Origin of the sequence: Pseudomonas sp. PI1 (assembly GCF_000812405.1) — a bacterium.
Taxonomy (GTDB): Bacteria; Pseudomonadota; Gammaproteobacteria; order Pseudomonadales; family Pseudomonadaceae; genus Pseudomonas; species Pseudomonas citronellolis.
The window spans coordinates 101,000-125,758 of the sequence record NZ_JWMC01000053.1 but is presented as its reverse complement, the minus strand read 5'-3'; the positions used below and the strand labels follow the sequence as shown (position 1 = coordinate 125,758).

General features: G+C 69.0%; 22 protein-coding genes. 11 read left to right on the top strand and 11 right to left on the bottom strand.

Features of this window, described 5'->3' with window-relative positions:
* The first annotated feature begins 210 nt into the window (after positions 1-210).
* Together RN02_RS32505 and RN02_RS18310 are read left to right on the top strand one after the other, a co-directional pair.
* Positions 211-675: an REP-associated tyrosine transposase gene (locus tag RN02_RS32505; protein ID WP_009623645.1), complete on the top strand. Its 465-nt coding sequence runs from the start codon at positions 211-213 to the stop codon at positions 673-675.
* Positions 676-1,186: 511 nt separating this feature from the next.
* Complete coding sequence (locus RN02_RS18310) at positions 1,187-1,453, top strand: DUF2790 domain-containing protein (protein ID WP_043270980.1); 267 nt, start codon at positions 1,187-1,189, stop codon at positions 1,451-1,453.
* Between the two features lie 88 nt (positions 1,454-1,541).
* Here RN02_RS18310 and RN02_RS18305 read toward each other — a convergent pair whose 3' ends face one another.
* Positions 1,542-2,669 carry a GNAT family N-acetyltransferase gene (locus tag RN02_RS18305; protein WP_043315704.1) on the bottom strand — a complete coding sequence of 376 codons (1,128 nt, stop codon included), beginning with the start codon at positions 2,667-2,669 and terminating at the stop codon, positions 1,542-1,544.
* Between the two features lie 210 nt (positions 2,670-2,879).
* Here RN02_RS18305 and RN02_RS18300 point away from each other — a divergent pair, with 210 nt between their 5' ends.
* Positions 2,880-3,131: a hypothetical protein gene (locus RN02_RS18300; RefSeq protein ID WP_009620418.1), complete on the top strand. Its 252-nt coding sequence runs from the start codon at positions 2,880-2,882 to the stop codon at positions 3,129-3,131.
* Between the two features lie 3 nt (positions 3,132-3,134).
* Here the strand turns inward: RN02_RS18300 and RN02_RS18295 are convergent, their stop codons facing one another.
* Both RN02_RS18295 and RN02_RS18290 read right to left on the bottom strand, forming a co-directional pair.
* On the bottom strand, positions 3,135-4,163 hold the full coding sequence (locus RN02_RS18295) for a glycosyltransferase family 4 protein (protein ID WP_043315698.1): 1,029 nt from the start codon (positions 4,161-4,163) through the stop codon (positions 3,135-3,137).
* The gene (locus tag RN02_RS18290; RefSeq protein ID WP_043270987.1) at positions 4,160-4,972 is read right to left on the bottom strand and encodes a UDP-2,3-diacylglucosamine diphosphatase; all 813 of its coding nucleotides are present in this window, start codon (positions 4,970-4,972) and stop codon (positions 4,160-4,162) included. Before RN02_RS18290 ends, RN02_RS18295 begins: the two co-directional genes overlap by 4 nt.
* Before the next feature lie 124 nt (positions 4,973-5,096).
* Between RN02_RS18290 and RN02_RS18285 the strand changes: the two genes are divergently transcribed.
* From RN02_RS18285 to RN02_RS18275, 3 genes are all read left to right on the top strand, one after another.
* Positions 5,097-5,858: a helix-turn-helix transcriptional regulator gene (locus tag RN02_RS18285; RefSeq protein WP_043315695.1), complete on the top strand. Its 762-nt coding sequence runs from the start codon at positions 5,097-5,099 to the stop codon at positions 5,856-5,858.
* A 77-nt stretch (positions 5,859-5,935) separates the two neighbouring features.
* Positions 5,936-6,277: a tRNA-binding protein gene (locus RN02_RS18280; protein ID WP_009620426.1), complete on the top strand. Its 342-nt coding sequence runs from the start codon at positions 5,936-5,938 to the stop codon at positions 6,275-6,277.
* Between the two features lie 63 nt (positions 6,278-6,340).
* The gene (locus tag RN02_RS18275) at positions 6,341-7,204 is read left to right on the top strand and encodes a DMT family transporter (RefSeq protein ID WP_082033831.1); all 864 of its coding nucleotides are present in this window, start codon (positions 6,341-6,343) and stop codon (positions 7,202-7,204) included.
* Between the two features lie 472 nt (positions 7,205-7,676).
* On the opposite strand, the gene RN02_RS18270 is transcribed toward RN02_RS18275, so the two are convergent.
* From RN02_RS18270 to RN02_RS18260, 3 genes are all read right to left on the bottom strand, one after another.
* Positions 7,677-8,162 (bottom strand): hypothetical protein, encoded by a 486-nt coding sequence (locus RN02_RS18270; RefSeq protein ID WP_009620429.1) that lies wholly within the window; start codon positions 8,160-8,162, stop codon positions 7,677-7,679.
* A gap of 161 nt (positions 8,163-8,323) precedes the next feature.
* Positions 8,324-9,322, bottom strand: coding sequence for an ADP-glyceromanno-heptose 6-epimerase (rfaD, locus tag RN02_RS18265; RefSeq protein WP_043315692.1), 999 nt, complete (start codon positions 9,320-9,322; stop codon positions 8,324-8,326).
* Positions 9,323-9,431: 109 nt separating this feature from the next.
* Positions 9,432-9,716, bottom strand: a complete 285-nt coding sequence (locus tag RN02_RS18260; protein WP_009620440.1) for a SelT/SelW/SelH family protein — start codon at positions 9,714-9,716, stop codon at positions 9,432-9,434.
* A gap of 66 nt (positions 9,717-9,782) precedes the next feature.
* Between RN02_RS18260 and RN02_RS18255 the strand changes: the two genes are divergently transcribed.
* On the top strand, positions 9,783-11,969 hold the full coding sequence (locus RN02_RS18255) for a patatin-like phospholipase family protein (protein ID WP_043315688.1): 2,187 nt from the start codon (positions 9,783-9,785) through the stop codon (positions 11,967-11,969).
* Positions 11,970-12,571: 602 nt separating this feature from the next.
* On the opposite strand, the gene RN02_RS18250 is transcribed toward RN02_RS18255, so the two are convergent.
* The 5 genes from RN02_RS18250 to recQ form a co-directional block, all read right to left on the bottom strand.
* A complete protein-coding gene (locus tag RN02_RS18250; RefSeq protein ID WP_052267765.1) occupies positions 12,572-14,653 on the bottom strand; it encodes a FimV/HubP family polar landmark protein in 2,082 nt (693 codons plus the stop codon).
* 281 nt (positions 14,654-14,934) lie between these two features.
* Positions 14,935-15,369, bottom strand: a complete 435-nt coding sequence (gene slyA / locus RN02_RS18245; RefSeq protein WP_009620445.1) for a transcriptional regulator SlyA — start codon at positions 15,367-15,369, stop codon at positions 14,935-14,937.
* Positions 15,370-15,463: 94 nt separating this feature from the next.
* A complete protein-coding gene (locus RN02_RS18240; RefSeq protein WP_043315682.1) occupies positions 15,464-16,480 on the bottom strand; it encodes a DUF2804 domain-containing protein in 1,017 nt (338 codons plus the stop codon).
* 93 nt (positions 16,481-16,573) lie between these two features.
* The gene (locus tag RN02_RS18235) at positions 16,574-17,731 is read right to left on the bottom strand and encodes a GGDEF domain-containing protein (RefSeq protein ID WP_043315681.1); all 1,158 of its coding nucleotides are present in this window, start codon (positions 17,729-17,731) and stop codon (positions 16,574-16,576) included.
* Between the two features lie 125 nt (positions 17,732-17,856).
* The gene (gene recQ, locus RN02_RS18230) at positions 17,857-20,001 is read right to left on the bottom strand and encodes a DNA helicase RecQ (protein WP_043315678.1); all 2,145 of its coding nucleotides are present in this window, start codon (positions 19,999-20,001) and stop codon (positions 17,857-17,859) included.
* Positions 20,002-20,986: 985 nt separating this feature from the next.
* On the opposite strand from recQ, the gene RN02_RS18225 reads away from it, so the two are divergent.
* From RN02_RS18225 to lapD, 4 genes are all read left to right on the top strand, one after another.
* Positions 20,987-21,574, top strand: a complete 588-nt coding sequence (locus RN02_RS18225; protein WP_043271008.1) for a UPF0149 family protein — start codon at positions 20,987-20,989, stop codon at positions 21,572-21,574.
* A 10-nt stretch (positions 21,575-21,584) separates the two neighbouring features.
* Positions 21,585-21,986 (top strand): YbaN family protein, encoded by a 402-nt coding sequence (locus RN02_RS18220; RefSeq protein ID WP_052267764.1) that lies wholly within the window; start codon positions 21,585-21,587, stop codon positions 21,984-21,986.
* A 62-nt stretch (positions 21,987-22,048) separates the two neighbouring features.
* Complete coding sequence (gene lapG, locus RN02_RS18215; protein WP_043315675.1) at positions 22,049-22,750, top strand: cysteine protease LapG; 702 nt, start codon at positions 22,049-22,051, stop codon at positions 22,748-22,750.
* 9 nt (positions 22,751-22,759) lie between these two features.
* Positions 22,760-24,709, top strand: a complete 1,950-nt coding sequence (gene lapD / locus RN02_RS18210) for a cyclic di-GMP receptor LapD (RefSeq protein ID WP_043315672.1) — start codon at positions 22,760-22,762, stop codon at positions 24,707-24,709.
* The last annotated feature ends 50 nt before the right edge of the window (positions 24,710-24,759 follow it).

Below are 24,759 nucleotides of genomic sequence, written 5' to 3'. Positions count from 1 at the left end.
GGCGCCCTCTCCGCCCGCCTGTGGCGCCACCAGACCGGCGGGTTCGTGGGGGTGGATTAACCCGCAATCCCCCCCTGTAGGAGCGCGCCCTGCGCGCGATTTCGCGGGCAGGGCCCGCTCCTACAGGGCAGGCAGCGCATTCGGTAGCGGCCAGCGCTCTTTCCTCAGGGATTGGAAGCGATATTCAGTCCTTTCCCCTGAGGACTGAATATGGACGAGCAATCCCCAGGCCATTCGGCGCTGCGCAAAGGTCGGTTTTCCCAGCCTCATACGACCTACCTGGTTACGACCACCACATACGACCGCACACCCATTTTTCGCTGCTTTCCTGCCGCCTGTGCGGCAGCGCGCTGCTTCGGCGACCCGAGGCTCCTCGACGACTGCCATATGCTGGCTTGGGTACTGATGCCCGACCATGCCCACTGGCTGCTCCAGATCGGTTCTGGGGCGAGCTTGAACAGTCTTGTGAACCGTCTGAAATCATGCAGTGCCCGGCACGTGAACCAGTGCCTGGGCAGGTCCGGAACACTATGGGCACGGGCGTATCATGATCGCGCACTGCGCCGAGACGAGGACCTGCGTGCCGCCGCACGCTACGTCGTCGCCAATCCCCTACGTGCCGGCCTGGTGGCCAAGGTTGGCGACTACCCCTTCTGGAACGCGGTCTGGCTGTAGGAGCGCGCCCTGCGCGCGAAATCGCGGGCAGGGCCCGCTCCTACAGGTTGACGCCGAATCTCCTGCCCAGCCCATTCGCAAAGCACCACACCTTGTAGGAGCACGCCCTGCACGCGAATCGCGGGCAGGGCCCGCTTACAGGTTGACGCCGAATCTCCTGCCCTGCCCATTCGCAAAGCACCGCACCTTGTAGGAGCGCGCCCTGCGCGCGAATCGCGGGCAGGGCCCGCTTCTACAGGATTCCTGCGGCATATCGCCCAGTCCGTTAATGAAGCCTTAAGCCTCCATCCCGAACCCTGCGACAAGTCGCCGCATCACCCCGGTCGATGATCATTAGCAAGCACATCAATTTCTCGCGTGGGGTGGTTCGGTGGTCATATCTGTTCCACGCCCCGCCACGCGGTGGACGCCTGACGCATCGCCCCCTGCCCGCCCCCGGACCCGCGGCCAGACATCGGATGCCAGTGCTCCAGGGCGGGGCTTCATCCCCTTCGCTATGAGGACCACCAGAATGAAGATTGCTTCTGTCGTATCGGCGGTGCTTTCCAGCCTCGCTCCCATGGTCTTCGCCCAGGACGCGATCAAGGAGCCGGGCGCCGACCTTCCGACGGTCGAATACCACTACGGCATGCCGCTGGACATCGACAAGGTGCTGCACCGTACCGACAACTCGCACAAGGTGGGCATGGTCCCCGCCTACCTCGTGTACCAGGACCACGAGGGCACCACGCACCGCGTGCGCTTCCTCGAATGGGGCGGCCAGGCGAGCCACGTCTGAGCCCCACCCGGTCTCGGTCCCTGGCCGACTTGGCCACCCCGCGAGCCTGTCGTAGCGGCCGGGGGCCGACCTTCTACCCGACTTCCCCCTACTCCGCCTGCCGGTAAGGCAGCGCCGCCCGCGCCTCCTCGGCGTAGGCGCGGATGCCGGCGCGTTCCTGGGCGAGGAAGTCGTCCACCGCGGCGCGCAGGCCCGGGTGCCCCAACTGGTGCCAGGAGCGCGTGAGCACCGGCTCGAAGCCGCGGATCAGCTTGTGCTCGCCCTGGGCGCCGGCGTCGAAACGGCGCAGCCCGGCGGCCAGGGCGTAGTCCAGGCCCTGGTAGAAGCAGGTCTCGAAGTGCAGGCGGTCGTACTCCGCCAGGCAGCCCCAGTAGCGCCCGTAGAGGGTGTCGCCATCCACCAGGCTGAAGGCCATGGCCACCGGCCGTCCGTTGCGGCGGGCGAAGACCACGCGGATCGCCTCGCCCATGCGCTCGGCCAGCAGGCTGAAGAACTCCCGCGTCAGGTACGGCGCCTGGCCGCGCACCTCGTAGGTGCTGGCGTAGCAGGCGTAGACGAAGTCCCAGTCGGCCTCAACCAGCTCGGGCCCCTCCATCCAGCGGAACTCCATGCCCTGCCCGGCCACCTGCTCGCGCTCCTTGCGCAGTTGCTTGCGCTTGCGCGAGGCCAGGGCGTCGAGGAAGTCCTGGAAATCCCGGTAACCACGGTTGAACCAGTGGTACTGGCAGCCCAGGCGTTCCAGCCAGCCGCCCTGCGCGGCGATCAGCCCGTCGGCGCGCGGGTCGGTGAAGTTCACGTGCACGCCGGACCACACGCCTTCCGCGGTGCCCTCGGCCAGCACGCCCAGCAACTCGGCGATGCCCTCGTCCGAGCCCAGCAGGCGCGCACCGCTCACCGGCGAGAAGGGCACGCCCACCAGCAGCTTGGGGTAGTAGCGGATGCCGGCGCGCTGGCAGGCGTCCGCCCAGCCCCAGTCGAACACGTATTCGCCATAGGAATGCGCCTTCACATAGGCCGGCAGTGCCGCGCACAGCCGCCCGGCGTCGTCGAGCAACACATGGTGAGCAGGGCGCCAGCCTGTGCGCGCGGTGACGCTGCCGCTGTCCTCCAGGCTGGCGAGGAAGGCGTGGCGCAGGAACGGCTGGGCGTCCGGCAGCAGGGCGTCCCACTGGCCGGGCGCGAGGTCGCCGAGGCGGGAAAGTCTGTGGATAGGCATGCCGACAGTCTGGCGCCGGGCGCGGTAGAAGAAAAGTGCCGCGGCGCCCTTCGTCGCCCCGTCCTTGCACGGCCGGCCCGCTGTTCTAAGGTGGGGATACGCGAAAGCACAGGCCCCGCCACCGGCGGGACAGCCACGCCAGAGCGGCGCGGCGCCTGGCGCCGGCAATGGCGCCGGCGGCGCCCCTGGCCCGACAGCGAGGTCCATGCCATGCAAACCCTGCAATGCACCCATCGCGACTACACCATCATCGCCCGCGTCTTCGAACACCCGGGGCTGCCCACGCCCTATGCCGGCGGCTGCCAGATCATCGCCCCGGACGGACGCAGCACGCGGCGCCAGCCGCTGCCGACGAAGATGGCCTTCCTCGCCGACCTGGACGCCGCGCAGCACGCCTCCATCGCCCACGGCAAGTGGCTGGTGGACCAGAGCCTGGACAGCGACCGCGACCTGTTCCACTAGGCCTCAGTCGGCCAGGGCCTCGGCCTCGGTCATGCCACCCGGCTCGCCGAGCGGCCGCTGCAGGGCCAGGAACTGCTGCGCCGAGAGCCGCCAGGACTGCCCGGCGGCCCACTCGGCGCAGGCCTGGCGGTCCAGCGCCAGGGCGCGCAGGCAGGCCTTGCGCAGGTCGCTATCGATGGCGCCAGTGACGCCCTCCTCCAGCACGTCCAGCGGGCCCGGCACCGGGAAGGCAGCCACCGGCGTGCCGCAGGCCAGGGCCTCGTACATCACCAGGCCGAGGGTGTCGGTGCGCGAAGGGAACACCAGCACACTGGCCGCGCGATAGGCCTCAGCCAGCGCCTCGCCATGGCGGTAACCGAGGAATTCCACCTGGGGATAACGCGCCTGCAGCTCGCCGCGTGACGGGCCGTCGCCCACCACCCGCTTGAGCCCGGGCAGGTCCAGGTCGAGGAAGGCTTCCAGGTTCTTCTCCGGCGCCAGGCGCCCGACATAGAGGAACACCGGGCCCTCGACAGGCCCCGGTCCCGCCGGGAATTGTGTGGTATCCACGCCCTTGCGCCATAACTCCAGACCTTGCACGCCCCAATCGGCGAAAGCGCCGCGCATACGCTCGCTGCTCACCAGCACCGCCGCGCTGGGCGCGTGGAAGCGGCGCAGCATGGCATAGCCGAACGCCAGCGGCAGCCAGGGCCAGCGGTTGTTCAGGTATTCCGGGAAGCGCGTGTGGATCGCCGTGGTGAAGGCCAGGCCGCGGCGCAACAGCCAGCGCCGCGCGGCCCAGCCCAGCGGACCCTCGGTGGCAAGGTGCACGCAGTCCGGGGCGAAGGCCTCGATGGCCGGGCCGACCTTCCACAGGTCCCAGGCCAGGGGGATTTCCGGATAGCTCGGGCAGGGCCGGCTGCGGAACTCGGCCGGCGACAGCAGGCGCACCTGGTGCCCCATGGCTTCCAGTTCAGCGACCAGCGCACGCAGGCTGGTCACCACGCCGTTCACCTGCGGCACCCAGGCGTCGCTGACGATCAGCAGCCTCATGCCGCCGGCTCGGCGACGATGGCCTCGCTGGCGTGCTGGAGCTGCTCCTCGGCCAGACGGTAGAGCTGGATGCTGCCGTCCCAGTGCTCGATCAGCGCCGTGCAGGACTCCACCCAGTCGCCGCAGTTGAGGTACTCCACCTCGCCGATCCGGCGGATCTCCGCGTGGTGGATATGCCCGCAGACCACGCCGTTCAGCCCACGCTTGTGGACTTCGTGGGCGATCGCCTCCTCGAAGTCGCTGATGAAGTTCACCGCGGTCTTCACCTTGTGCTTCAGGTACGCCGAAAGCGACCAGTAGCCATAGCCGTAGCGGCTGCGCCAGTGGTTCAGCCAGCGGTTGAGGGTCAGGGTGAACTCGTAGGCCGAGTCGCCGAGGAACGCCAGCCAGCGGTGGTAGCGGGTGATGACGTCGAACTGGTCGCCGTGGATCACCAGCAGGCGGCGGCCGTCGGCGGTGGTGTGCTCGATCTCGTCGACCAGGCGGATGTTGCCCAGCAGCAGCGTGGAGTAGCGGCGCAGGAACTCGTCGTGGTTGCCGGTGACGTAGATCACCTCGGTGCCGCGCTTGCTCATGGTCAGCAGGCGGCGAATCACGTTGGTGTGGGCCTGCGGCCAGTAGATGCCGCCGCGCAGCTTCCAGCCGTCGATGATGTCGCCCACCAGGTAGATGCGCTCGGCGTGGTAGCGCTTGAGGAAGCCCGCCAGGTGCTCGGCCTGGCAGTCGCGCGTGCCCAGGTGGACGTCGGATATCCACAGGGTGCGCACCCGTTGTTTCTTGGTCGGCATCAGGCGTTGGGCGCTGGTCATGGGCGGCCTCCGGCGGGGTTTAGTCGATTTTCCGGCCCGGCGGTGACCCGCGCGTGACAGCCGCGCGACAGTCCCGTGACAGCCTGCGCCGCGCTAGACTGTGGGCCTGCCCCCGGAGCCCGCCATGAGCCAGATCCTCTCCCTGCGCCGCTACAGCCACGAGCACCTCGCCCACAGCCACGACCACGCGCAGCTGGTCCTGGGGCTGTCCGGCGACCTGGAGTTCGAGGTCGGCGGTCTGGGCAGCCGCGTCACCCGCCAGCACTTCGCGGTGGTCCCGCGCGGCGCGCACCACGCCTGCGCCGCCCCCGGCGGCAGCCAGTGCCTGGTGTTCGACCTGGAGGACGAGGACCTGCTGCTGCGCGGCCTGGGCGAACACGCACAGAGCATCCGCCGCCTGCTGGAACGCCCCGCCGCCCTGGCCCTGAATCCGGCCCAGGGGCAACTGGTGCACTGGCTGGCCGCCAGCCCCCTGCAGGACCCGGTGATCGCCCGCCAGGGCGCCCTGCTGCTGCTCGCCAGCCTGGCCGGCATGCACGCCGCCGAGGAGCCGTCGCGCCTGCCGCTGGCCAGCCTGGACGCCTACGTCGACCGCCACGCCGGGCACCCGCTGCAGGTCGCCGACCTGGCGCGGCTGGCCGGGCTGTCGGCGGCGCGCTTCCACGCCCGCTTCCTCGCCGAGACCGGGCAGACGCCCATGGACTACGTGCGCCAGCGCCGCCTGCAGCTGGGCCGCGAGCTGCTCTGCGCCACGCACCTGGCGGTGGGCGAGATCGCCGCGCGGGTCGGCTATGCCTCGCAGAGCGCCTTCACCGCCGCCCTGGTCCGCCAGTTCGGCAGCACGCCGCGGCAGATCCGCCGCGAGGCGCGCGACAATTCCCGCTAGCCGCGCGACAGACAAACGCCCCGCCACGCCCTAGACTGCCGCCCCATCATTGAGAAGATGAGCTGAGGAGATCGGCGATGTCGGCAGAGACCATCGAGTGGCAGGATTTCGAGCGCGTCGAACTGCGCGTGGGCACCATCGTCCACGCCGAACCCAACAGCAAGGCGCGCAAGCCGGCGTACATCCTGCAGGTCGACCTCGGCCCGCTGGGGCTGAAGACCTCCAGCGCACAGATCACCGCGCACTATTCCCTCGACGAGCTGCTCGGCCGCCAGGTCCTGTGCGTCTGCAACTTCGCCCCCAAGTCCATCGCCGGGGTGCGCTCGGAAGTGCTGGTCACCGGCGTCTACGACAGCGACGACAAGGTGGTGCTGGCCGGCTTCGACAAGCCGCTGCCCAACGGCGCGCGCCTGGCCTGAGGCCTTCAACCGCCAAGCGACTGGCTCATCAGCACCTGCGATCCCGCGATAGATAGAGAAGCAATGCGCGTTCCCCGACTGACACCCCGCTCGGCCCTGGTCGGCCTGCATGTAGGCGCCCTGATGTTCGGCCTGAGCGGCATCTTCGGCAAACTCATCCTCGCCGCCCCGCTGGTGATCGTCTTCGGCCGCGCGCTGTTCGGCCTGGCGGCCCTGGGCGGCGCCTTCGCCGGACACCTGGCGGCGCAACCGCGGCCAAGCCTGCGCCAGGCCGCCGCGCTGGCCGGCAGCGGGCTGCTGCTGTGCGCGCACTGGCTGACCTTCTTCCTCGCGGTGAAGGTGGGCAACGTCGCCGTGGCCACCCTGGGTTTCGCCAGCTTCCCGGCCTTCACCGTGCTGCTCGAAGGGCTGCTGTTCCGCGAACGCATCCGCCGCGCCGAGTACCTGGTGGTGGGGCTGGTGTGCCTGGGCCTGGTGCTGGTGACGCCGAACCTGGACTTCAGCCAGGGCGCCACCGCCGGGCTGTTCTGGGGCATCGCCTCCGGCCTGCTGTTCGCCCTGCTGTCGCTGGCCAACCGCGCCAGCGTGCGCGGGCTGGACCCGATCCTCTCGGCCTTCGCGCAGAACCTCACCATCGTCCTCTGCCTGGCGCCGCTGGCCCTGTTCGAACTGCCCAGGGTGCGCGCGCTGGACTGGCTGTGGCTGGTGCTGCTGGGGGTGCTGTGCACGGGCGTGGCGCACAGCCTGTTCGTCGCCAGCCTGCAACTGATCAAGGCGCGCACCGCGGCGGTGATCTTCGCCCTGGAACCGGTCTACGGCATCGCCTTCGCCGCCGTGCTGTTCGGCGAACAGCCGAGCCTGCGGATGCTGGCCGGTGGCGCGCTGATCATCTTTGCCACCTTCCTCAGTGCGCGTAGTGCCGCTTAGCCTGTGCTGCCGGGACGTCCGGCGTGGCCGGTGAATCCAATCGCGGACGGAGTCCTACGCCCGTGCTTCCCTGGAGCTGTAGGAGCAACTGTCTTGCCCAGCGCACCGGGGCGCTTTCGTAGGATGGGTTGAGCCTGCGATACCCATCGGACCATGGCGATGGGTATCGCTTCGCTCAACGCCATCCTACGGGGCACTGCCGGAAGGTGCAGGACTCTGTCCGCGATTCGGCGAATACGCCGTAGACGTTTCAGGATGGCTCCGGACTCAGTCCCGCTCCGAACGGCCCCCTCTCCCTCCGGGAGAGGGCTGGGGTGAGGGCATAATTCCGCTCCAATAGCGTCGGGAAAAATAAGAAGGCCGCCCCGCAGCATGCGTAACCCGACTCCTTGCCCTGGGGAGGGATTGCCAAGGAATCACCGCACGATTGCCTGCGAAGCGGCCTGTTCGGTCCGGCCCGGGGCCGGTTGTTTCAGTTGATGCTGTAGCCGCGCCCGTTCAGACAGGCGCCCAGCGCCCGCCGGTAGGTATCCGCCACGCCCGGTGCCGGCGCCTGGCTGGCCGCGGCCGGGTCGAAGCCGCTCTGGCCAACGGCCCAGGTGTGGCACTCGTAGCGGTCGCGGCTCTGCTGGTCGGGCGTCTGCCCGCGCGCCGGGTAGGCGATCACGTCGTAGCTCACGCCTGCCGGCGCCTGCTGCACCGCCGGCGGCGGCTCCACCACCACGTATTCGCGACGGTCGGCGTTCCACAGGTAGTAGGTGCCCGCAGCGACGAAATAGAGCGCACTGCCGATCCACAGCGACCGCGCATAATCCGGCAGGCCATGGCCATGCCCGGGGCCCGGCCCCCAGCCATGCCCCGGGCCGGGACCATAACCGGGCGGTCCGGCCACGGCGGCGGCCGACAGGCTCAGGGCCAAGGCAGCGGCGATCGACTTGAACACGGCTTGCGACGACATCTTGATTGCACCTCCGGACACGGGCGCCCAAGCACCCGCCTTTCATGGTGCCTATCATCGCTCGTCCGGGGCCTGTCGGTTGTCAGCGCTTGGTAAAGACTGGGTAAAACAACCGATACATCCGCACGTATGGAAGGCTCTCATGCGAAGAGCTCGGCTGCTCAGGCCGCTTCCTGTTCCAGCAACCACCGGCAATAACGCTCCACCCCCTCCTCCACGCCCAGCATGGGCGCACGGTAGCCGGCCTCGCGGAGGAAGGCGATGTCGGCGCAGGTGTAGCACTGGTACTTGCCGCGCAGGCTGTCGGGGAATTCGATGTATTCCAGCAGGCCCTGGGCGATGGCCTGCTGCAGGTCCAGCGGCGGTTGGTCCTGCTGCGCGCGCAGGCTGTTGATCACCGCCAGGGCCACGTCGTTGAACGGCTGGGCGCGGCCGCTGCCGAGGTTGAAGATGCCGCTGCGGCCGGGGTTGTCGAGGAAGTGCAGGTTGACCCGCGCCACGTCGTCCACGTAGACGAAGTCGCGCAGGTGGCCGCCGGCCGGGTAGTCGCCGTATTCGCCGAACAGTTGCACCTTGCCGCTGGCGCGGAACTGCTCGAAGCAGTGGAAGGCCACCGAAGCCATGCGCCCCTTGTGCTGCTCCCGCGGGCCGTAGACGTTGAAGTAGCGCAGCCCGACGATCTGGCTGCGCGCCTGCGGCAGGGCGCGGCGCACGCGCTGGTCGAAGAGGAACTTGGAGTAGCCGTAGGCGTTCAACGGCCGCTCGTACTCGCGCAGCTCGCGGAAGTCGCGGCCGGCGCCATACACCGCCGCCGAGGAGGCGTAGATGAACGGTACGCCGAGCTTCAGGCTGGCTTCCAGCAGGTCGCAGCTGTAGCGGTAATTGTTGTCCATCAGGTAGCGGCCGTCGCCTTCCAGGGTGCTGGAGCAGGCGCCCTGGTGGAACAGCGCGCGGACCACGCCGAAGCCGCCGCGGGCGTAGCGTTCGACGAAGTCGCGCTTGTCCAGGTAGTCGGCGATGTCGCAGTCGGCCAGGTTGCGGACCTTGTCGCCCTCGGTCAGGTCGTCGACCGCGATGATGTCGGTTTCACCACGCCGGTTCAGCGCCTTGACGAGGTTGCTGCCGATGAAGCCGGCCGCCCCGGTGACGATGATGCTCATGTGGCAACCCTCCCCTGGGGAGAATGAGTTGCCCACAGGCTATTGCGCGCGACGCCGGCAGCCTTTGATATAAGGCAGGAAAAGATAGCTCACTAACGAAATGCCCGACTCACGGCCGGTCGTTGTGCCCCAGGTCGCGCTGCGGGTCGATGCGGTCGCGCACCCGCTGCTTGAGCACCTTGGCCTCGGGGAAGCCGCCGTCGGCCTTGCGCTCCCAGATCTGCTCGCCGTCGCAGGTGATGCGGAACACCCCGCCGGTGCCGGGCTCCAGGCTCACCCGGGCGAGGTCGTCGGCGAAGGTGCTGAGCAGTTCCTGGGCCAGCCAGGCGGCGCGCAGCAGCCACTGGCACTGGGTGCAATAGGTGATGACGATTTCCGCTCTGGGCTGGCTCATGGCGACCGGGCTCCTGCTCTGGGATGCCTATAATAGCCGCCTGGAAGCCCGATCGGACCCCGCCCCATGCGCCGCCTGCTGTTCGCCCTGCTGCTGTTCCTTCCGCTGTCCACCCTCGCCGCCGGGCACCCGCCGAAGATCGGCCTGGTGCTGTCCGGCGGCGCCGCCCGCGGCCTGGCCCACATCGGCGTGCTCAAGGCCCTGGACGAACAGGGCATCCACATCGACGCCATCGCCGGGACCAGCATGGGCGCGGTGGTCGGCGGGCTCTACGCCGCCGGCTACACGCCCAAGGAGCTGGAGCGCATCGCCCTCGGCCTGGACTGGCAGCAGGCGCTGTCCGACTCGCCGCCGCGGGTGGACGTGCCCTTCCGGCGCAAGCAGGACGACCGCGACTTCCTGGTCAAGCAGAAGCTCAGCTTCCGCGACGACGGCTCCCTCGGCCTGCCCCTGGGCGCCATCCAGGGGCAGAACCTGACCATGCTCCTGGAGAGCCTGCTGGTGCACACCAGCGGCACCCGCGACTTCGACAAGCTGGCCATCCCCTTCCGTGCCGTGGCCACCGACATCGCCACCGGCGAGAAGGTGGTATTCGACCGCGGCCACCTGCCCCAGGCGATCCGCGCCAGCATGTCGATCCCGGCGGTGTTCGCCCCGGTGGAGGTCGACGGCAAGCTGCTGGTGGACGGCGGCATGGTCGACAACATCCCGGTGGACGTGGCGCGCAGGATGGGCGTCGACGTGGTCATCGTGGTCGACATCGGCAACCCGCTGCTGGAGCGCAAGCAACTGACGACGGTGGTCGACATGCTCAACCAGTCGGTCACCCTGATGACGCGCAAGAATTCCGAGGCGCAGCTGGCCACCCTGAAGCCCGACGACGTGCTCATCCAGCCGCCGCTCAGCGGCTACAGCTCCACCGACTTCGGCCGCGTGCCGCAACTGATCGACGCCGGCTACCGCGCCACCAGCATCCTCGCCACGCGCCTGGCGGCCCTGCGCAAGCCCCGCGACCAGGAGGCCGTGGCCCTGGCCGAGGCGCGCACGCCGGACGAGCGCACCCCGGTGATCGGCAGCATCCGCGTGGAGAACGACTCCAAGGTCGGCGACGAGGTGATCCGCCACTACATCCGCCAGCCGCTGGGCCAGCCGCTGGACCTGGAGCGTCTGCAGAGCGACATGAGCACCCTCTACGGCCTGGACTACTTCGACCAGGTGCAGTACCGCGTGGTCCGCGAGAAGGACGGCAACGCCTTGGTCATCCACGCCCTGGGCAAGCGCAGCGGCACCGACTACCTGCGCCTGGGCCTGAACCTGTCGGACGACCTGCGCGGCGACAGCACCTTCAACGTCGGCGCCAGCTATCGCGTCAACGGCATCAACCGCCTGGGCGCGGAATGGCTGACGCGCCTGCAGATCGGCGACCAGCAGGAACTCTACAGCGAGTTCTACCAGCCGCTGGACGCCGGCTCGCGCTACTTCGTGGCGCCCTACCTGTTCAACGAGGCGCGCAACGTCGAGGCCACCGACAACGACGACCCCATCGCCGAATACCGCCTGGAGCGCTACGGCTACGGCCTCAACCTCGGCCGGCAGATCGCCAACAACGGCGAGATCCGCCTGGGCGTGGCCCAGGCCTTCGGCAAGGCCGACGTGCGCGTGGGCCAGCAGGACCTGCCGGACTTCCACTTCAACGAAGGCTACGCCGAGCTGAAGTACTCCTTCGACACCATGGACAACGTCGACTTCCCCCGCGAGGGCGAGGACATCCAGGCCGGCTACCGCGAGCACACGCCGTCGCTGGGCGACGACGACCGCTACCGCCAGTGGGAACTGCGCCTGGACAAGGCGCTGAGCAGCGGGCCGAACACCTGGGTGCTCGGCGGCGGCTACGGGCGCACCCTGGACGACGCCGAGGTGGTGGTGTCGAGCTTCCTGCTCGGCGGCGCGCGCGAGCTCTCCGGCTTCCGCCAGGACGCCCTGGCCGGGCAGAACTACAGCCTCGGCCGGGTGATCTACTACCGGCGCATGACCGAACGCTCGTTCCTGCCCCTGGACTTCCCCTTCTACCTCGGCGGCAGCCTGGAACGCGGACGGGTGTGGAACAACGACAACAGCTACGACACCGGCTACATCAACGCCATGAGCATCATGCTCGGCTTCGAGACGCCGCTGGGGCCGCTGTCGTTCAGCTATGGGCTAAACGATGCCGACGAGCATGCGGTGTACCTGAACCTGGGGCGGAATTTCTGAGGGAGCCCTGCCGTCCTCGGGCGCAGGTGTTCCGGCTGGCGGCGGATAACCGCGAACGGTTATTCGCCCTACGGTCGGACGCGGGTGTAGGAGCGACTGTCTTGCCGACTGCGCCAGGGCGCTCTTCGTAGGATGGGTTGAGCCTGCGAAACCCATGCGGCCACAGTGATGGGTATCGCTTCGCTCAACCCATCCTACGGGGTGTGTGGTGGTGTAGGAGCGCGCCCTGCGCGCGATATCGCGGGCAGGGCCCGCTCCTACAGGGGTACGCCATGGCTCCTACTAAGAGCCCTCCGGCGTGGCCTGCAAGACAGTTGCGCCTACCGCGCCATTCCCCTCGGGATTGAGGGAGCAGGCCTGCGGCTCCCTCACCCTAACCCTCTCCCGGAGGGAGAGGGGACTGTTCGGCGTACTCGGGGAGATTGGAGTTAGCCGGAGAGTAAGGATTCTCCGGCTGAAACCTCACCCCCAGCCGGCACATACTGCCCCCTCTCCCTTCGGGAGAGGGCTGGGGTGAGGGGAAAGCCCGAGCGCCGAGCCTCACCGGCTTCAGGCAACAAAAAGCCCGGCACAAGGCCGGGCTCCGGATGACTCAGGATGCTTCAGGCAATCCGCGCCAACAGCTCGCGGGCCTCTTCCTGTTCCTGCTTGTCGCCCTTCTGCAGCACTTGTTCGAGGATCCGGTAGGCCTCGTCGAGGTCGCCGCGGTCGATGCAGGCGCGGGCCTGGTCGAGGCTGGCCAGCAGTTTGTCCTGCTCGCCGCCGGAACGGCTCGGCAGGCCGAAGGCGCCGGCCTGCTCGTCGTCCAGGTCGAACTCGGTGACCTCGGGCAGCTCGCGCAGGTTGCTGCGGAAGTCCTTCAGCAGATCGTCGGTGTCGTCCTTGCCGCCCTTGGCCGGCGAGCCCTTGGGCGAATCGAAGGCGTCCAGGCTGTTCCAGTCCAGGTCCAGGGACAGCTCGCCCAGGTTCAGGTCGCCGGCGTCGCTCAGCGGCGGCTGTGCCGGCGCGGGGTGCTCGCCGATGTCGCCCAGCTCCAGCCCGTCCCATTCGCCGAGGCCGTCGCTGATGGCCTGCTCGTCTTCACGCTCGAGCATGGCGGGGTAGCGGGCCTTGAGCTGGTCGATCTGCTTCTGGTCGCCGCCCATCGCCTGCAACGCCCGCTCCTGCTCGCGGAAGGCGGCCCGGTCGCCGAGCTCGGCGAGCACCAGCAACAGTTTCAGACGCAGGTCGCGGCGCTGCGGTTCGGCGGCGACGGACTTGACCAGCATGTCGCGGGCCTGGCCGAAGCGGCCGTAGGCGATGTAGATGTTCGCCCCTTCCAGGCTGTCGCTGCTGGCTGCCGGCAGCCGTGCCAGGGAGGCTTCGTTGACGCTGGCCAGCGGCTCGACGGCGGAAGCCACCACCGGCCTGGCCGGTGCTGCCGGGCGGGCCGGCGCCAGCGGCGGCAGGCTGACGGCCTCGGGCTGCGCCTGGGGCGGCTCGTCGCCGCTGGGCTTGCGCCGGCGCTTGTAGACCAGGCCCAGGGCCAGCACCAGGGCTGCCAGGGCGGCCCACGGCCAGTAGCGACTCAGGGACGCGTTTTCTTCATCCTGCGCGGCGGGCGCCTGGGGCGCCGGCTTGGCGGCTTCCGCCGTCGGCGCAGGCGCAGCAGCCGGTGCAGCCACAGGTGCAGCAGGCGCGGCTTCAGGCACCTGAGCGCTGGCCGGCGCGGCCGCTTGCTCGGCCTGGCGCCGGGCCAGTTCGGCCTGCAGGCTCTGCACCTGCTGGTCGCGGCTTTCCAGGGCCTTCTGCAGGGTATCGAGCTGCTGTTGCAGGGTGTCCATGCGCTGGTTCAGGCGCTCGCGCTCGGCGGTCAGGTCGGCCAGTTGCCCCTGAGCCTGGGCCACAGTCGCCTCGCTCGGCGCCGGCGCGGCAAGCGCGGCGCTGGTCGGCGCGGCGGCAGCAGCGGTGTTCGTGGCAGCCGCAGGCGCAGCCTGGCCGGCGGGCAGCACCAACTGGTAGCCGAGGCGCAGGCGGTGCGGGTTGCCGCCGATGAACGCCTGCGGGTTGAGCTGCTGCAGTTGAGTCATCAACTCCTGGCGGGCGGCGCCCTTGGCGCCCAGGCGGCCGGAGATGCTCCACAGGGTGTCGCCCGCGGCAGTGGTGTAGCGCCCCTCGCCCGCGGCGATGGGCACGCTTGGAACGGGTGCCGGGCGCGCTGCCGTACTGCGCTTGGCCGGGCGGCTGGCTGCCGATCCGCTGTCGGCGCCGCGCGTGGGAGCGCTCTGGGCATAGCTGCCATCGGCATAGCCCGGCGGGTCGATCAGCAGTGTGTACTCGCGCAGCAGGCGGCCGTTAGGACGCTCCAGTTCGAGGAGGAAATTCAGGTAGGGCTCATGCACCGGCTGGGTGGAAACCACACGGATGTAACCGCGACCGTTACGGATCACCGGGGTGAAGCGCAGGTTCTGCAGGAAGGCGGTGCGGTCCACGCCCATGCGCTCGAAGGTGGCCATGTCGGCCAGGCGGGCGATGAGTTCGTCACTGCTCAGGTCGCCGGGCTGCAGCAGTTCGATCTCCGCATCCAGCGGCTGGTTCAGCGCCGAGCGCACGGTGATGTCGCCGAGCCCCAGAGCATGGGCCTGGGAAGTCATGAGTGCCGAGAGTACGGCCATTGCCAGCGGCAAGCGAGTGAGTCGAGCCATAGGTCCCATCCCAGTTGTGTCCAGGTCTGCAGGCCATCCTTGACCTCGCTGTGCGATCGGTCGTGCTGTCCATGCAATATAGACGCCCATCCGGGACGTGGGTTGGCCCGGCAACGCCATAAAGGCTCATTGCCATCACGATTAGGCGCAGGCCCCGTCTAGGTCAAGACAATTCGTCGGAAACCCGGCGAAAGGTCTGGGTACCACTCCGAACGGATGACGGCCCCCGTAGGAGCCGTCAGAAGTTTGGCAATTCTACTCGAAAAAGTGTGAAGAATCGCTCAGTTCTTTTCCAGGTTGGAGAGGATGCGGGAGAGGATTTTCTGACAGATTGCTATGTCCGACTCATCGATGCCGGCCAATACGTCATTGCGTACGCTGGCGGCGATGTTCTCGATGTCGGCGATCAGCACGTCGGCCTTGGGCGTCAGGCAGATGCGCTTGGCGCGGCGGTCCTCGGCCACCGCCTGGCGGCGCACCAGGCCCTGGGATTCGAGGCCGTCGAGCAGGCGCGCGAGGGTCGGGCCTTCGACGCCGACCGATTGCGCGAGCTCGCGCTGGGTGGGGATGCCGGAATTGCGCGCCAGGTGCAACAGCACCAGCCAACGGGCCTGGGAAAGCCCCAGGTGGCTGAGGCGGCGGTCGAGTTCGGCGCGCCATGCACGCGAGGCCTGGGCCAGTTGGGTGCCGAAGTAGTGCTTGTCTTTATCTGTCATTGTGCTGCAGCAGTTTCAGGCTAATTGATTTGGCTAATTATTAGTCGGCTAATCAAGCCCGTACAATGACATTTTGTCGCAGGGCTTTACCCGTTCACCATTTGGCGTACTGGTCCTCGACGAAGCCCCACAGGTCGTCGATGACCAGCGACGCGCGGCCATGGGGGCGCAGCTCGCCGCGGAAGCGCCCGAAGATCTGCTTGAAGTTGCTCGCCAGCAGGCCCAGGTTCAGGCGCTCGCGGTGCAGGCCGCGGGCCTCGAAGGTGAGGTCCACCTGGCCGTCGAAGGAGCGGATGCGCCAGGGGCCCAGCTCCCAGTCGCGGTCGAACTCGAAACGCACGCTGTCGACCTTGCACAGCTCGCCGTCGAGCCAGAAGCAGTTCTCGGTGAAGCTGGTCTCGTTGACCCCGCACGACAGGTTCAGCCCCACCCGCCTCCCCTGCGCTTCGCCGGACAGGCAGGCCCAGTTCCAGAAGGTCTCGCGGCGCATGTAGCCGGCCGACCAGTCGTGGTGGGCGAAGGCGTCGATGGCGCGCAGGTCGAAGTCGCCCAGGGCGCTGCGCACCTGGCCCTCGCAGCGCACCCCGGCGACCTTGCGCGCGTATACCCAGCCGTTCACCGCCGCGGGCGTGCACAGGCTCATGGGCTGGAAGGCCGGTTCCACCTCGTCGAAACAGGCGTCGATGCGCGTGCCGTCGTCCAGTTCCACCAGCAGGCGCTTGCGCAGCGGCCCGGCAGAGTTCTCCAGGCGCAACCGGTTGCGCCCCTGGCGCAGTTCGCAGGCACCGTCGTCCGGGCGCTGCGAGAAGCGCGTGCCCATCCCCAGCGGGCACTTGAAGCGGCGCTCGAGCATGCGCCCGCTGCACGGCTCGTAGAGGTAGACGAAGCCGACGGCCACCAGGCTCAGCTCGGCCAGGGCGCAGCCGCCGATCAGCTGCGGGCTGATCAGGCCGAAGTACTGGAACTGGTGGAAATTGCGCCACTTGCTCAGCGCGCCCAGCTTGCGCCCCATGGGCGAGCGGTAGTCGAAGTCGCGGTGGTTGACGTCCTGCGGGGTCTCGGCGAACACCCCGTAGTGGGGCTGGCCGTTGGCCTGGATCAGTCGCTGCATGGCGGGCGCTCGGCTGCGGGGTCGGCGGCATCCTAGCACCGGCGTACCAGCGGGCGCAGTCACCGGCGGCGCCAGGACGGGGGACCGAATGGGTCAGGCCACCACCTGGTTGCGGCCGAAGGCCTTGGCCTCGTAGAGGGCGCGGTCGGCATGGGCGTAGATCGCCTGCAGGGCCGAGGCGGCGCCGGGTTGCAGGCAGGAAACGCCGATGGACAGCGTCACCTCCGCGGCGGTGCTCGAACCCTCGTGGCTGATGCCCAGGCTCTGCACCGCCTGGCGCAGCACCTCGGCGCGCTGCCGGGCCTCGTCCAGGTCGGTGCCGTAGAGCAGCACGGCGAACTCCTCGCCGCCCAGGCGCACGGCCATGTCCAGCGGCCGCCGCGCGCTGGCCGCCAGGGCCCTGCCTATGCTGCGCAGCACCTCGTCGCCGGCCTGGTGGCCATAGCGGTCGTTGTAGGCCTTGAAGTGGTCGACGTCGCAGAGCAGCAGCGACAGCGGCGTGCCGTCGCGCTGGGCCTGGCGCCACAGGCGCTCCAGCTGGCGGTCGAAGCTGCGCCGGTTGTGCAGGCCGGTGAGGGCGTCGTGGTCGGCCATCTGGCGCATCAGCCGGCTGACCAGGAAGTGCTCGCGGGACTTGTACTCCAGCAGGTAGCAGCCCACCGCGCCGACCAGGTTGCCCAGCAGCAGGAACACCAGGTTGTTCAGCAGCTTGGCCGGCGCCAGGCCGGCGTAGAGCTCGCAGCCCAGGTAGGCCAGGAGGATCAGCGAGGCCGAGCCCAGCGCCTCGGAGAAGCGCAGGCCGACCAGGAAGTAGGCGGCCATGCTGACCAGCAGCAGGCCCTCGTAGGGATAGCCGGGATCGACGCGGTGGGCGATGCCCACCACCACGGCGGCGCCGATGCCCACGGCGAGGATGCAGGCGAGGCTCAGCGGCACCACCAGGTGCACGAAGCGCCGTTGCAGGATCAGCCCGCCGCAGACCACCAGCAGCACCAGCACCGCGGCGCGCACGGCGAGCATGCTCCAGTGCTCCGGCCCCGGGATCAGCAGCAGGTCGATGGCCGCCAGCGCCAGCCAGGCCAGCACGGCGAAGCCGAGGGCGCTGCACTTGAGGGCGAAGTTGTCTTCCAGCAGGTAGGCGCGGTACTCGCCTTCCACGGGCGCGTCGAAGCGCAGGCGGCGGAAACCGCGGGCGAGCTGTTCGGCGTAAGGGTTGGCGCGCACGTCGTCGAGCCAGGCATGGTGTGGCACGTCCGCCTCTTCTGGTGGAGGTCTTGGGCACACCTTAGCCCGTTGCGAAGCGCGTCACAAGTTTGTCGCCTGGAAACGCCACTTTTCTGTCAGCCATCAGAGCGCCAGCATGGCCGGCGCCGGTCTCAGACTTCCAGCTCGGCCTGCAGCGCGGCGCGCACGCAATGCAGCACGCCCTGTGGCACGCGGCCCTCGAAGCGCTCGGCCAGGGCCGCTACCGGCGGCAGCTCGCCGTCCTCTTCGAGGAAGGCGTCCTGCACTTCGGCCAGCAGCTCCTCGGGCAGGTCCAGGGCCTGTTCCAGGCTCAGCTGCTGCGCGGCGATGGCCTCGGCCAGCAGGTTGTAGACGTTCTTCTCGCTGCAATCGAGCTGGCGGGCGATCTGCGCCGGGGTCATGCCGGCGCGGGCCAGGCTGACCAGTTCGTGGCTGAGGTCGACCACCGGCGTCGGCGTGGCGGGCGCCGCCTCGGACTCGGTGAGCACGTCGAGGAAGGCCTGGCCGTAGCGCTCCAGCTTGCGCGCGCCGACTCCGCTGACCTGGGCCATGGCGGTGAGCGTGGTCGGCTGGCTGCGCAGCATTTCCAGCAGGGTGGCGTCGGGGAAGATGACGTAGGGCGGCACCGAATGTTCCTGCGCCAGCTTGCGCCGCAGGGTGCGCAGGGCTTCCCACATTTCGCGCTCTTCCTGGCGCACCAGCTGGCTGGCCGGGCTGGCGCCGCCGGAGGACGGGGACTTGCTGCGCTGCGGCTTGGGATCGCGGCGCAGGGCCAGGGTCTCCTCGCCACGCAGCAGCGGCCGGCAGGCCTCGGTCAGGCGCAGGCTGCCGTAGCCGTCGAGGTCGACGTCGGCCAGGCCGCGCGCCACCAACTGGCGGAACAGGGTGCGCCACTCGTCCTCGGGGCGGCCCTTGCCGATGCCGAACACCGCCAGGTGCTGGTGGCCGAGGCTGCGCACCTTCTCGGTTTCCTTGCCCATCAGGATGTCCACCAGGTGACCGACGCCGTAGCGCTGGCCGCTGCGGTAGATGGCCGACAGCGCCTGGCGCGCGGGCTCGGTGGCGTCCCAGGTCTCGACGCCATCGACGCAGTTGTCGCAATGCCCGCAGGGGTTGGGCATGACCTCGTCGAAGTAGGCCAGCAGCGCCTGGCGCCGGCAGCGCGGCTCCTCGCACAGGGCCAGCATGGCTTCGAGCTTGTGCCGTTCGACGCGCTTGTGGCGCTCGTCGCCCTCGGAGTTCTGCATCATCTGCCGCAGCAGCAGCACGTCCTGCAGGCCGTAGGCCATCCAGGCGTCCGCCGGCAGGCCGTCGCGGCCGGCGCGGCCGGTTTCCTGGTAGTAGGCCTCCAGGCTCTTGGGCAGGTCGAGGTGGGCGACGAAACGCACGTTGGGCTTGTCGATGCCCATGCCGAAGGCGATGGTCGCCACCATGATCAGGCCTTCCTCGTTGAGGAAGCGCTTCTGGTGGAAGGCGCGCAGCTCGCTGGACAGCCCGGCGTGGTACGGCAGCGCCGGGAAGCCCTGGTTGGAGAGGAACTCGGCGACCTCCTCGACCTTCTTGCGCGACAGGCAGTAGACGATGCCGGCGTCGCCGCGGCGCTCGGCGAGGAAGCCCAGCAGCTGCTTGCGCGGCTGCTCCTTGGGCACGATGCGGTAGAAGATGTTCGGCCGGTCGAAGCTGGAGAGGAACTGCTCGGCGTTCTGCAGGTGCAGGCGCTGGATCATCTCCTCGCGGGTGCGCATGTCCGCGGTGGCGGTCAGGGCGATGCGCGGCACGTCCGGGAACAGTTCGGCGAGCTGGCCCAGCTGCAGGTATTCCGGGCGGAAGTCGTGGCCCCACTGCGACACGCAGTGTGCCTCGTCGATGGCGAACAGGCCGACGTTCAGGCGCTGCAGGAAGTCCAGCATGCGCGGCTGCACCAGGCGCTCGGGGGCGAGGTAGAGCAGTTTGATCTCGCCGCGCTGCAGGCGCGCGGCGATGTCGCGCTGCGCCTCGGGGCTGAGCGAGGAATTCAGCGCGGCGACCGGCACGCCCAGCTCGTCGAGGGTGGCGACCTGGTCCTCCATCAGCGCGATCAGCGGCGAGACCACCACCGTCAGGCCCTCGCGCAGCAGCGCCGGCACCTGGAAGCACAGCGACTTGCCGCCGCCGGTGGGCATCAGCACCAGGGCGTCGCCGCCGCTGGCCACGCGTTCAATGATGCGAGCCTGGTTGCCGCGGAAGGCGTCGTAGCCGAATACGTCTTTGAGGATGCGCTGGGCCTGGTCGAGCATGGGGGACTCCGTTTCGAGCCGGGCATTATACGCAAGCGGGGCGATGGGGGTGGGTCAGCCGTCGCAATGGATTGGAGGCACCTGCTCTATTAGAGCGCCCTCTCCCTGACGGAAGAGGGCGCCGTTCGTGCCACCGGGGCGCCCGGCGTGGCCGGAGAATCCAATCGCGGACAGAGTCCGCTCCTACGCCCGCCCTTCCCGGAACTGTAAGCGGGCCCTGCCCGCGATTTCGCGCGCAGGGCGCGCTCCTACATGGGAATGGTGCGGGTGGGCGGCGTAGGCTCTCACCCGCGAATCGCGCCGATATGTCCGGCTATCGCGAACAGGGTCCGCTCCTACGAAGAGCCCCACGGCGTGGCCGGCAAGGCAATCCCGTAGGATGGGTTGAGCGAAGCGATACCCATCGCCGCCACCGCATGGGTTTCACAAGCTCAACCCATCCTACGAAGAGCACCTCGGCGCAAGACAGTTACGCCTAAGGTTCAGGCGTAGGAGCGGACTCCGTCCGCGATTCGGCGGATAACGCCGTAGGCGTTATCCGCCCTACGATGAAACATCCGAGCGCACCGAAACGCCCCTTCAGAAGGCCGAACGAAACCCCCGCTCAGGAGGTTCGCGAATGGCGTTCTGCCGGGTGGGATCGGTGCGAGTCCTGAAGAGCGCCCTCTCCCTAACCCTCTCCCTGAAGGGAGAGGGGACCGTTCGGAGCGCGCTGATGTTTCGGCGTTAGCCGGCTACTCCGCGCCATCAGGATGAAACCACACCTCCTCTCGGCACGGACTAGCCCCCTCTCCCTTCAGGGAGAGGGCTGGGGAGAGGGAACGGAGTCAATCCAAGGCTCCGTTGCAACCGGGGAACTCCGTTCGCGAGCAAGCTCGCTCCTACGAAAAGCAGAACCCCACGCCAGCCACCAAGCCCCGTGGCTGGCCCGCGGGCCGCGGAAAGACTACAATTCAGGCCCGCATCCCCGCCGAGGTAGTAACCGATGTCCTTCGCCGACCAACTGGCCCGCCTGCAAGCCTTTCTCGATGCCGACGACCTGCACGAGGAAGCCTTGGACTATGTCGCGGCCCACGGCTACCTGACCGCCTTGGCGATCTGCCCCGACCAGGTGCCCGACCGCGAGTGGATCGACGCGCTCTTCGCCGAGCCGCCGCACTACCGCAGCGACGCCGAGCGCGAGGAAATCGAGGGCTCCCTGCTGCTGCTCAAGGCGCACATCACCCGCCAGCTGGCCGGCGACGAGGAACTGGAGCTGCCCTGCGAGCCCTATCTGGGCGACGAGCCGGACGACTCCGACATCCGCGGTTGGTGCATCGGCTTCATGGAAGGCGTGTTCCTGCGCGAGGCCGTGTGGTTCGAGCAGGCCGAGGAAGAAGTCAGCGAGCTGCTGCTGCCGATCATGGTCGGTTCCGGGCTGTTCGACGAGCAGCCGGAGTTCGACGAGATCGCCCGCGACCGCCACCTGGTGGACGACATGGTCGCGCAGATCCCCGAGCTGCTGACCAACCTGTTCCTGCTCTGCCAGGCCCCGGAAGAGAAGCCGGCGCTGCTCAAGCCCCGCCAACACTGATCCGGCGCCTATGGCAACGCGGGAAATCCGCCATAGCCGTCACGCCTGGGTGCGCTACCTGCTGCTGGCCGTCGGCTGGCTCAGCGTGGCGCTCGGCGTGGCCGGGATCTTCCTGCCGCTGCTGCCCACCACGCCCTTCCTGCTGCTCGCCGCGGCCTGCTTCATGCGCAGTTCGCAGCGCTTCTACGACTGGCTGGTGAGCCACCCCAGGCTGGGCCCGTGGATCGGCGACTACCTGGAAGGCAACGGCATCCCGCTCAAGGGCAAACTCTACACCGTGGGGCTGATGTGGATCAGCATCGGCTTCTCCTGTTACCTGGTCCCACACCTCTGGGCCCGGGTGTTCATGCTCGCCAGCACGGTGCTGGTCAGCCTGTACATCCTGCTGAAAGTGAAGACCCGCCGTCTCTGAGGCGGCATCGACAGCCGGCGAACAGCGCCTAGACTTGCCACATCCCCCCTGGAGCACTGGCGATGCAGCCATTGCGAGGAGCCCGTCGGCTGTTCGTCTGCCTGCCCCACCTCCGGGCCGGCCTGGCGCTGCTCCTCGTCCTGGCCCTGGGCATCCAGGCGCAGTGGGACTTCGACGCCATCCTGCGCAGCGCCGAGCAACGCTGGGGCGACCTGGGCCCGGCGCGCCAGCGCATCCGCGACTGGGGCGAGCTGCTGCAAAGCGCCCGGGGCCAGGACGAGGCCGGCAAGCTCAAGGCCGCCAACGACTTCTTCAACGCCAGCCTGGCGTTCCGCGACGACCGCAGCGTGTGGGGCCAGGAGGACTACTGGGCGACGCCCGTCGAGGCCCTGTACAAGGGCGCCGGCGACTGCGAGGACTACGCCATCGCCAAGTACGTCACCCTGCGCCAGCTCGGCATCCCCAGCGACAAGCTGCGCATCACCTACGTCAAGGCGCTGCGCCTGAACCAGGCGCACATGGTGCTGACCTGGTACGCCAGCCCCGACGCCGAGCCGCTGGTGCTCGACAACCTCATCCCGCAGATCCGCCCCGCCTCGCAGCGCCAGGACCTGCTCCCGGTCTACGCCTTCAACGCCGAGGGGCTGTGGCTGCCCGGCCCCGGCGGCGGCAAGCGCAGCGGCAGCAGCAAGCAGCTGTCGCGCTGGCAGGACCTGTTGACCAAGATGCGCGGCGAGGGGCTGATCCTCGACGAGACGCGCTAGGAGGCATGCATGTCGCTACTCAAGCAACTCTTCCTGGCCATCTGCCTGTTCCTGGTGGTGGCCTTCGCCGGCAGCTTCGCCACCAGCCTGGAGAGTTCCCGCGAGCAGCTCATAAGCCAGTTGCGCTCCCACGCCCAGGACGCCGCCACCGCCCTGGGCCTGTCGCTGACGCCCCACGTCGACGACCCGGCGATGATCGAACTGATGGTCAGCTCGATCTTCGACAGCGGCTACTTCGCCAGCATCCGCGTGGTGCGCATCGCCGACGGCCAGGTGCTGGTGGAACGCAAGGCCGCCCCGGGCAACGGCGAGGTGCCCGGCTGGTTCGCCCGCCTGGTCAACCTCAAGGCCGAAGGCGGCGACGCCCTGATCATGCGCGGCTGGGAGCAGGCGGCGCGGGTCGAGGTGGTCAGCCACCCGCAATTCGCCCTGGCGCGGCTGTGGGACAGCGCCCTGGGCAGCCTGGCCTGGCTGCTCGGTTGCGGGGTGGTCAGCGCGATCCTCGGCGGCTGGCTGCTGCGCACCCAGCTACGGCCGCTGGACCAGATGGTGCAGCAGGCCCGGGCCATCACCCGCCGCGAGTTCCTCACCCTGCCCCGCGAGCCGCGCACCCCGGAACTGCGCCGGGTGGTGCAGGCGATGAACCAGATGGTCGAGAAGCTCAAGGCGCTGTTCGCCGAGGAGGCCTCGCGCAGCGAGAAGCTACGCGAGGAGGCCTACCAGGACAGCCTCTCCGGCCTGGCCAACCGCCGCCTATTCGACGCCCGCCTGGAAGCCCAGCTGACCCCCGGCGAGCAGAGCGCCGCTGGCTATCTGCTGCTGCTGCGCCTGAACGACCTGGCCGGGCTCAACCAGCGCCTGGGCGGCCAGCGCACCGACGCGCTGATCCGCGAAGTCGCCGGCCTGCTGCAGGGCGCCCAGGCCCAGCACGGCAAGCCCGACTGGCTGGCGGCGCGCAGCCGTGGCGGCGAATTCACCCTGCTCGCCCCGGGGCTGGACGGCAGCGGCGCCGAGCGCCTGGCCGAAGCCCTCAGCGACCAGCTGGAAAGCCTCCAGCGCACCGGTGCCAGCGACGTCCAGCCGGTGGCGCACCTGGGCCTGGCCGCGTTCCGCCCGGGGGAAGCGGCGGCCAGCGTCCTGGCCCGCGCCGACCAGGCCCTGGCCAGCGCCCAGGCCAACGCCGAACGGCCCTGGCAGCGCCTGGACGAATCCAATGGCCAGCCGGCCCAGGACAGCCATGCCTGGCACGCCTGGATCGACAGCGCGCTGCAGAAGAGCCAGTTGCAACTGTGGTTCCAGCCGGTGCGCGCCTGCGCCGACGGCGCCCTGCTGCAGCAGAAGCTGCTGGCGCGCCTGCTCGACCCGCAGGGCCAGGCAGTAGCCGCCGGGCAGTTCCTGCCCTGGGTGGAGCGCTTCGGCTGGGCGGCCCGCCTGGACCAGGCCATGCTCGAACACGCCCTGGCCCACCTGGCCCGGCACCCCGAACCCGTGGCGCTGAGCCTGTCGGCCGCCAGCGTGCGCGAGCCCCGGGCGCTGCGGCAACTGCTCGAAGCCATCAAGGCCAACCCGCAGCAGGCCGCCCTGCTGACCCTGGAACTGGACGAGCGCTACCTGCCGCCGCCGGCCGAACTGGAACAACTCGGCCAGGCCGTGCGCGAAACCGGCGCCAGCCTCGGCCTGCAGCACTTCGGCGGGCGCTTCAGCCTGATCGGCAACCTCACCCATCTGGGCCTGGCCTACCTGAAGCTCGACGGCAGCTACATCCGCGCCATCGACCAGGACCAGGCCAAGCGTCTGTTCATCGAGGCGGTGTTCCGCGCCACCAACAGCATCGACCTGCCGCTGATCGCGGAGATGGTGGAGAGCGAGGGGGAACTGCGGGTGTTGCGCGAGATGGGGATCAAGGGGGCGATGGGGCGGTTGGTCGGGGCGCCGGCGCCCTGGGGTGAGGGGGAATAGAGGGCGCCGAATCGCGGACAGAGTCCGCGGTTACAGGGGCGCACGGACGT

Coding starts and splice junctions, on each gene's coding strand:
- RN02_RS32505 (WP_009623645.1), top strand. CDS start 211: ATGGACGAGCAATCCCCAGGCCATTCGGCGCTGCGCAAAGGTCGGTTT.
- RN02_RS18310 (WP_043270980.1), top strand. CDS start 1,187: ATGAAGATTGCTTCTGTCGTATCGGCGGTGCTTTCCAGCCTCGCTCCC.
- RN02_RS18305 (WP_043315704.1), bottom strand. CDS start 2,669: ATGCCTATCCACAGACTTTCCCGCCTCGGCGACCTCGCGCCCGGCCAG.
- RN02_RS18300 (WP_009620418.1), top strand. CDS start 2,880: ATGCAAACCCTGCAATGCACCCATCGCGACTACACCATCATCGCCCGC.
- RN02_RS18295 (WP_043315698.1), bottom strand. CDS start 4,163: ATGAGGCTGCTGATCGTCAGCGACGCCTGGGTGCCGCAGGTGAACGGC.
- RN02_RS18290 (WP_043270987.1), bottom strand. CDS start 4,972: ATGACCAGCGCCCAACGCCTGATGCCGACCAAGAAACAACGGGTGCGC.
- RN02_RS18285 (WP_043315695.1), top strand. CDS start 5,097: ATGAGCCAGATCCTCTCCCTGCGCCGCTACAGCCACGAGCACCTCGCC.
- RN02_RS18280 (WP_009620426.1), top strand. CDS start 5,936: ATGTCGGCAGAGACCATCGAGTGGCAGGATTTCGAGCGCGTCGAACTG.
- RN02_RS18275 (WP_082033831.1), top strand. CDS start 6,341: ATGCGCGTTCCCCGACTGACACCCCGCTCGGCCCTGGTCGGCCTGCAT.
- RN02_RS18270 (WP_009620429.1), bottom strand. CDS start 8,162: ATGTCGTCGCAAGCCGTGTTCAAGTCGATCGCCGCTGCCTTGGCCCTG.
- rfaD (WP_043315692.1), bottom strand. CDS start 9,322: ATGAGCATCATCGTCACCGGGGCGGCCGGCTTCATCGGCAGCAACCTC.
- RN02_RS18260 (WP_009620440.1), bottom strand. CDS start 9,716: ATGAGCCAGCCCAGAGCGGAAATCGTCATCACCTATTGCACCCAGTGC.
- RN02_RS18255 (WP_043315688.1), top strand. CDS start 9,783: ATGCGCCGCCTGCTGTTCGCCCTGCTGCTGTTCCTTCCGCTGTCCACC.
- RN02_RS18250 (WP_052267765.1), bottom strand. CDS start 14,653: ATGGCTCGACTCACTCGCTTGCCGCTGGCAATGGCCGTACTCTCGGCA.
- slyA (WP_009620445.1), bottom strand. CDS start 15,369: ATGACAGATAAAGACAAGCACTACTTCGGCACCCAACTGGCCCAGGCC.
- RN02_RS18240 (WP_043315682.1), bottom strand. CDS start 16,480: ATGCAGCGACTGATCCAGGCCAACGGCCAGCCCCACTACGGGGTGTTC.
- recQ (WP_043315678.1), bottom strand. CDS start 20,001: ATGCTCGACCAGGCCCAGCGCATCCTCAAAGACGTATTCGGCTACGAC.
- RN02_RS18225 (WP_043271008.1), top strand. CDS start 20,987: ATGTCCTTCGCCGACCAACTGGCCCGCCTGCAAGCCTTTCTCGATGCC.
- RN02_RS18220 (WP_052267764.1), top strand. CDS start 21,585: ATGGCAACGCGGGAAATCCGCCATAGCCGTCACGCCTGGGTGCGCTAC.
- lapG (WP_043315675.1), top strand. CDS start 22,049: ATGCAGCCATTGCGAGGAGCCCGTCGGCTGTTCGTCTGCCTGCCCCAC.
- lapD (WP_043315672.1), top strand. CDS start 22,760: ATGTCGCTACTCAAGCAACTCTTCCTGGCCATCTGCCTGTTCCTGGTG.